The sequence below is a fragment of the Nocardia veterana NBRC 100344 genome (assembly GCF_000308855.1).
GTDB classification, from domain to species: domain Bacteria; phylum Actinomycetota; class Actinomycetes; order Mycobacteriales; family Mycobacteriaceae; genus Nocardia; species Nocardia veterana.
In genome coordinates this window covers 133,391-140,755 of record NZ_BAGM01000007.1, presented here as the reverse complement: position 1 = coordinate 140,755, position 7,365 = coordinate 133,391, and the positions used below count along the sequence as shown (strand labels likewise).

General features: G+C 67.1%; 4 protein-coding genes. 1 reads left to right on the top strand and 3 read right to left on the bottom strand.

Annotation, left to right across the window (positions count from 1 at the left end; all coding sequences use genetic code 11):
* The 3 genes from ON37_RS01770 to ON37_RS01760 all read right to left on the bottom strand — a co-directional run.
* Positions 1–657 (bottom strand): DNA polymerase III subunit delta' (locus ON37_RS01770; protein WP_040715765.1); only part of this gene is annotated, 657 nt, incomplete at its 3' end.
* Between the two features lie 51 nt (positions 658–708).
* Positions 709–3,585: a type I DNA topoisomerase gene (gene topA / locus ON37_RS01765; protein ID WP_040715762.1), complete on the bottom strand. Its 2,877-nt coding sequence runs from the start codon at positions 3,583–3,585 to the stop codon at positions 709–711.
* Between the two features lie 433 nt (positions 3,586–4,018).
* On the bottom strand, positions 4,019–4,225 hold the full coding sequence (locus tag ON37_RS01760; protein WP_011206895.1) for a cold-shock protein: 207 nt from the start codon (positions 4,223–4,225) through the stop codon (positions 4,019–4,021).
* A gap of 435 nt (positions 4,226–4,660) precedes the next feature.
* Here ON37_RS01760 and sftH point away from each other — a divergent pair, with 435 nt between their 5' ends.
* On the top strand, positions 4,661–7,036 hold the full coding sequence (gene sftH / locus ON37_RS01755; RefSeq protein ID WP_083892638.1) for a DEAD/DEAH box helicase: 2,376 nt from the start codon (positions 4,661–4,663) through the stop codon (positions 7,034–7,036).
* Positions 7,037–7,365 lie beyond the last annotated feature (329 nt).

Below are 7,365 nucleotides of genomic sequence, written 5' to 3'. Positions count from 1 at the left end.
GTCCTCGTCGGTCGCGAGGCGGCGGGCCCGCCCGACATGGCCGCCGCTGACCGATGCGGCCCACGCTGCCCGCTCGGGCTCCAAGCCGTCGCGCTCGCGCAGGACCTGAGCGATGGCGTCCACCGATGGTGTCACCAGATGGATGTGGCGGCACCGCGAGCGCAGGGTGACCGAAATATCCTCCGGATCCACCGAGGGTGCGCACAGGAGGAATACCGTCCGTTCCGGCGGTTCTTCGACGACCTTCAACAACACATTGCCGGCGGCCTCGGTCAAGCGGTCGGCATCCTCGATCACGACGACCTGCCACCGCCCGGTACTGGGGCGACGCGCCGCGACCTGCACGATCTCGCGCATCTCCTTGGTGCCGATGCTGAGCCCCTCGGGAATCACGCGACGCACGTCGCCGTGTGTTCCGGCCATGGTGGTGGTACAGGCGTGGCAGTGACCGCACCCGGGCGTCCCCTCCGCGGTGCACTGCAGCGCGGCCGCAAAGCACAGTGCCGCAACGGATCTGCCGGATCCGGGTGGGCCGGTGAACAACCAGGAATGCGTCATCGCCGAAGACGCCACCCCCGTACGCGCCGCCACGGCGGCAGCGGTCAACTCGGACTCGACCGAGTCCTGGCCCACGAGCCGATCGAAGACACCTGCCACGCGGTCCACCCTAATCGGCGGGTCCGACAGCCGGCTGCCGCCGGTCGATCGCTACGACTCGGCGGCCGCCTTGTCCGCGGCCTTCTTCGCGGGCGCCTTTTTGGCAGTGGTCTTCTCGGCGGTCGACTTGGCCGCGGTCTTCTTCGCGGTCGACTTCGCCACGGTCTTCTTCGCCACCGTCTTCTTCGCCGCGGTCTTCTTCGCGGGCGCCTTCTTGGCCGTCTTCTTGGCGGCCTTCTTCACCGGCCCCTTGGCGCGGCGCTCGGCGAGCAGTTCGGAAGCGCGCTCATCGGTGATCGATTCCACCTCGTCGCCCTTGCGCAGACTGGCGTTGGTTTCACCATCGGTGACGTACGGCCCGAACCGACCGTCCTTGATCACCATCGGCTTACCCGTGGCCGAGTCGTTGCCCAGCTCGCGCAGCGGTGCCGCACTGGCCGCCTGCCGGCCGCGACGCTTGGGCTCGGCGTAGATCTTCAACGCCTCCTCCAAGGTCACCGTGAAGATCTGGTCCTCACTCGCCAGCGAGCGCGAATCGGTGCCCTTCTTCAGATACGGGCCGTACCGGCCGTTCTGCGCCGTGATCTCCTCACCGGATTCGGGGTCCTTACCGACCACCCGCGGCAGCGACAGCAGCTTCAGCGCGTCGTCGAGCGTGATGGTCGACAGATCCATCGACTTGAGCAGCGATCCGGTCCGGGGCTTGGGCGCGGCGGCCTTCTTGGCCCCCTTCTTCGCATCGAGATCGGGCTCGGGCTCGGGCAGGATCTCGGTGACATACGGACCGAAACGGCCCTCCTTGGCCACGATCCGATGCCCCGTTTCGGGGTCCACCCCCAGCGACCGCCCCTCCTGCGGGGTGGCGAACAGCTTCTCCGCCACCTCGGGCGTCAGTTCGTCCGGCGGCAGGTCGTCGGGAAGGTTCGCGCGCTGGGAAACCGGGTCGCCGTCCGGGTCGTCCGGGTTCTGCACCATGCGCTCCAGATAGGGACCGAAGCGCCCGACCCGGACCACGATGTCGCGGCCCTGATCGTCGGTGAACATCTTGATCGAGTTGACCTCGCGGGCATCGATATCGTCGAGCCGCTCCCCGACCATCCGCTTGAGACCGCCCGACCGTGCCACCGAACCCTCGGCGCCGTGATCGCCGCCGAAGTAGAAGCTGGACAACCAGTTTCCGCGCTGCTCACGACCGCCGGCGATGGCGTCGAGATCGTCTTCCATGGCCGCGGTGAAGTCGAAGTCCACCAACCGGCCGAAATACTCCTCGAGCAGACCGACCACCGCGAACGCGACCCAGGACGGGACGAGCGCGTTTCCGCGCTTGTACACGTACCCGCGATCGAGGATGGTCTTGATGATCGAGGCGTAGGTCGACGGACGTCCGATGCCCAATTCCTCGAGCGCTTTGATCAGCGAGGCCTCGTTGTAGCGGGGCGGCGGATTGGTGGTGTGCCCGTCGGGCGTCAGCTCCGCGGCCTTGACGTTCTGGCCCTCGGTCAGCGCCGGCAGCCGGGACTCGGCGTCATCGGACTGACCACCCGTCTCCTCGTCGACGCTTTCCACATAAGCCTTGAGGAAGCCCGGGAAGGTGATGGTCCGGCCGGAGGCGGAGAACACGCACTCCTCGCCGGTCCCCGCCCGGCCGGTGATCCGAACGGTCAGCGTGGTGCCGCGCGCGTCCGCCATCTGCGAGGCGACCGTGCGCTGCCAGATCAGCTCGTAGAGCCGGAACTCGTCCTGGTCCAGCCGAGCGTGCAGCTGCCCGGGGGTGGCGAAGGTGTCGCCCGCGGGGCGGATCGCCTCGTGTGCCTCCTGGGCGTTCTTCACCTTGCGGTTGTACTGCCGCGGCGTCGGATGCACGAATTCAGGGCCGTACAGCTGCGTGGCCTGCGCGCGCGCCGCACTGATCGCCGACTCCGACAGCGTGGTCGAGTCGGTACGCATGTAGGTGATGTAGCCGTTCTCGTACAGCCGCTGCGCCACCCGCATCGTGCGTTCCGAGCCGAACCGGAGCTTGCGCGCCGCTTCCTGCTGCAACGTCGAGGTCATGAAGGGTGCGTACGGCCGCCGGGTGTACGGCTTGGACTCCACCGAGGTGACCTGGAAGTCGGCCTGCTCCAGGGCCGCGGCCAGTCGCCGCGCGGCGGCCTCGTCCAGCACCGTGACACCGCTGCCGGCCTTGAGCAGACCGTCGGAGCCGAAGTCCCGGCCGCCCGCGACCCGGGCCCCGTCGACCGTGACCAGTCGCGCCCCGAACACCCGCGGATTGGCCTGATCGGTCTCACCGTCGCCGGCGTCGAATTTCGCCGCGATATCCCAGTACTCCGCGGAACGGAACGCGATCCGCTCCCGTTCGCGCTGCACGATGATCCGCGTCGCCACCGACTGCACGCGGCCGGCCGACAACCGCGGCATGACCTTCTTCCACAGCACGGGACTGACCTCGTAGCCGTAGAGCCGGTCCAGGATGCGCCGGGTCTCCTGCGCGTCGACCAGATCGTTGTCCAGATCTCGGGTGTCGGCCGCGGCGGCGCGGATGGCGGGCTCGGTGATCTCGTGGAAGACCATTCGCCGCACCGGGATCTTCGGCTTCAACGTCTCCAGCAGATGCCAGGCGATGGCCTCACCCTCGCGGTCGGGGTCGGTGGCCAGGTACAGCTCGTCGGCATCGCGCAGCAGCGTCTTCAGTTCCGAGACCTTGGCCTTCTTGTCCGGGCTGACGACGTAGATCGGCTCGAAATCGTGATCGACGTCGACGCCCAGCCGGGCCCAGGATTGCCCCTTGTATTTGGCCGGAACGTCGGCGGCGCCGCGCGGCAGGTCCCGGATATGCCCGACGGACGCCTCGACGGTGTAACCGCGACCCAGATAGGGCGCGATCTTGCGGGCCTTGGTCGGCGACTCGACGATGACGAGACGACGCAGGGGACGCCCCCGGTCTGCCGACGCATCGCGCCCGGCGGAAGCCGCATCGGGAGTCGGCGATGCACCGCGGTCTCGTGTTGCCACCGGCGAACACACCTTTCCTGTCGACCCGCGCGGCGCAGGCGCGCAGCGCGCGGCTGGGGCAGAAGGGAGAGACGAATGTCTCCCGCCAGAGACGTTTATACCGTGTTCCGCTGTCGTCGAGCCTGCACTGCGACTCCGCGGTCCGGGAGTCTCGGCTGTTCCGCTCGGCACTCCCCCGTGCGTGCCGTTCACACCGGCAAGGCTGCGAACTGCAGAAAAACACCCGTCTGGACAACCCGGCTACATCGAAAAGCCCCGGTTTTCGATCGAGTGTACTTCCCCCGGATATGACTCGTCCCTCACCGCGTCGGCGGTGAGGGACGAGGGTCAGACCTGTAGGGTTACTCGCTCAGCTGAGCGCGCGAACTCCGGTGGCCTGCGGGCCCTTGGTGCCCTGGCCGACCTCGAATTCGACCTTCTGGTTCTCCTCGAGGGTGCGGAAGCCCGAACCCTGAATCTCGGAGTAGTGGACGAAGACGTCAGCGGAGCCGTCCTCGGGCGCGATGAAGCCGAACCCCTTCTCCGCGTTGAACCACTTCACAGTTCCCTGTGCCATTCTGTTCCTTCTCTTTCCATACCGGAACGGCGGACAAGTTAGGTTGGTCCACCGGGTCCGTTCCGACCGCTGTACTCTGTTCCCCCTGCAGGAAGCTTCAAGCACACCGTTCGCAACATCGATCCTGCTGATGGTTTGGACTTTGGATCCGTTCCCTCGAACACAGAAGCTTGCGACCGAGAACTAGTGAACCATGTCTGCGCGCAATTCGACAGCCGAGTTACCGACAATTTGCAAAAAAGATGATCTTGCGAATGTGCAGGTGAGGGGCACAATGCCCAAATCCAAACTTGAAGTAGGTTTGCTTAGCGATAACCGAGTGGGCGTCAGGCAAACCGACTGTGACGCAGGTCGCTACTCGGTAGTGAATTGGCAGCTCGCGCGGGGACGACACACACGGTTCACACTTTCTTCGCGTCCACGGGTCTCGGTCCGATGAATCCGAAAGGCCCGACATCGCAGCCCGCGACGAGCGAGGCGATCAGCTACGGGAGATCGTTGCTGAATCGTGTCCTTTTCGGAGTGCCCGACGGGGCAAGTCGTATCACCCATGTGACCGAACTCCCGGCCCGTCCCGCCCAGGTCGCGGCGTGGCCGTCATGGGCCGATCCGGACGTGGTCGCGGCGTTGCGGGAATCGGGAGTTCGGCAGCCGTGGTCGCATCAGATCCGGACCGCGGAGTCGGCGGCGGCGGGCGAGCATGTCGTCGTCAGCACCGGCACCGCATCCGGTAAATCGCTGGGCTATCAACTACCGGTACTCACCGACCTGCGCCGGGACCCGCAGGCGACCGCTCTGTATATATCGCCCACCAAGGCGCTCGGCGCCGACCAGTTCCGGGCGGCCGCCCAGCTCACCCACAGCGTCGACCTGCGCGATATTCATCCCGCCACCTACGACGGCGACACCCCGCCGGAGGTCCGGCAATGGGTACGGGCGAACACTCGATGGATCTTCACCAATCCCGACATGCTGCACATCGGGGTGCTGCGCTCACATCAGCGCTGGGCCCGGCTGCTGCGCCGGCTGCGCTATGTCGTGGTCGACGAATGTCACGCGTATCGCGGAGTTTTCGGATCGCAGGTGGCGATGGTGTTGCGGCGACTGCGCCGGTTGGCCGCCCATTACGGTGCGGAGCCGACCTTCGTGTTGTGCTCGGCGACCAGCGCCGATCCGGCGGCCGCCGCGCAGCGCCTGATCGGCGCGCCGGTCACCGCGGTCACCGAGGACGGGTCGCCGCAGGGCGCGCGGACCGTCGCGCTCTGGGAACCGCCGCTGCTCGGCGATCTGAGCGGCGAGAACGGGGCCCCGGTGCGTCGAGCCGCGACCACCGAGGCCGCCCGGATCATGACGGATCTGGTGGTCGAGGGCGCGCGCACGCTGACCTTCGTCCGCTCCCGCCGGGCCGCCGAGGTGGTCGCGATCGATGTGCAGCGCATGCTGGCCGAGGTCGATCCCGCGCTCGCCGGCCGGGTCGCCGCCTACCGGGCCGGATACCTGGCGGAGGACCGGCGGGAGCTGGAGAACGGTCTCGCCGACGGCTCGCTGCTGGGCGCGGCGACCACCACCGCGCTCGAGCTCGGCGTCGATATCGCGGGGCTGGATGCCGTGGTGATCGCCGGTTTTCCGGGCACGGTCGCCTCGTTCTGGCAGCAGGCGGGCCGGGCCGGACGCCGAACCCAGGGCTCTTTGGTGCTGTTGGTCGCGCGCGACGACCCGCTCGACACCTATCTCGTCCACCACCCACAGGCGCTGCTGGAGCGGCCGGTCGAGGCGACGGTCACCGATCCGCACAATCCCTACGTCGCCGGTCCGCATCTGCTCTGCGCGGCCTGTGAACATCCGCTGACCGATGCCGAAATCCGCGATCTGGGCGTCTGGGAGGTCGCGGTCGAGCTGGCGGCGGCGGGAGCGCTGCGACGCCGGGAGAACGGGAACGGACCCGCCCGCTGGTATCCGACCTCGAGTGCGGACCCGCACGACGACCTCGACGTCCGAGCCGGAATCGGATCCCAGCTGGCGATCGTCGATATCGCCACCGGCCGCCTGCTCGGAACGGCGGATTCCGGGCGAGCACCCGCGACGCTGCACGCCGGCGCCGTCCACCTCCACCAGGGCGAGACGTACGTGGTCGACGAGCTGGACCTCGACGCGGGGATCGCATTCGTGCATGCGGATCAGCCGGGATGGACGACCAGCGCTCGAATGGTCACCTCCGTCGCGATCGACGAATACCTGCACGAACACAGCCACGGCCGGGTGACGGCCGCGCTGGCCCGGGTCCGGGTGACCCGGCAGGTGGTCGGCTACCTGCGCACACTGCCCACCGGCGAGGTATTGGATCTGATCGAGCTCGATCTGCCCGAGCAGACCCTGCCGACGCAGGCTGTGTTGTATACGGTCGCCCCGGATCTCCTGGCTTCGGCCAGAATCGACCCGCGGCGCGTACCAGGCGCGTTGCACGCCGCCGAGCATGCCGCGATCGGGATGTTGCCGCTGGTCGCCAGCTGCGATCGGTGGGATGTGGGTGGTGTGTCCATCGCGGAGCACCCCGATACCGGCCTGCCCACGGTGTTCGTCTACGACGGGCACTGCGGCGGCGCCGGCTTCGCCGAACGCGGGTTCACCCGGCTTCGCACCTGGCTGGCGGCTACCCGGGACGCGATCGCATCCTGCTCGTGCCCGAGCGGTTGTCCGTCGTGCGTGCAATCGCCGAAATGTGGAAACGGCAACTCGCCCTTGGACAAGAACGGAGCGTGCGCCCTGCTCACCGCAGTGGTCGCGGAACTCTCGCAGCAGCGGCCCAACTGAAACACGCCTTGGCAACACCTCTTTGACCTGCTCGAACTCGATTCGTGACACGACAGACATCGATCGGAAACCGCATCGGTCACCGGCCGCGCTCGCCCGAGAGCCGGTGCCGGCCAGCTGCTCGCCTGAGACGATTAAAGAGGAACTTAATCATGTTAACTATGGCATTGCTCTAGCGAATAACGGCCACGTGAGATTCACATGTGCGCATTTATTTGAATCACACCGAGTGCAATCCTCGAAGAATTGCGTCGCACCAAATCAATGGTCGGCCGCGAATGCAAAACCAACCCTCGCGGGTGCCCGCTGTGGTTCCGGTCACCCATTCT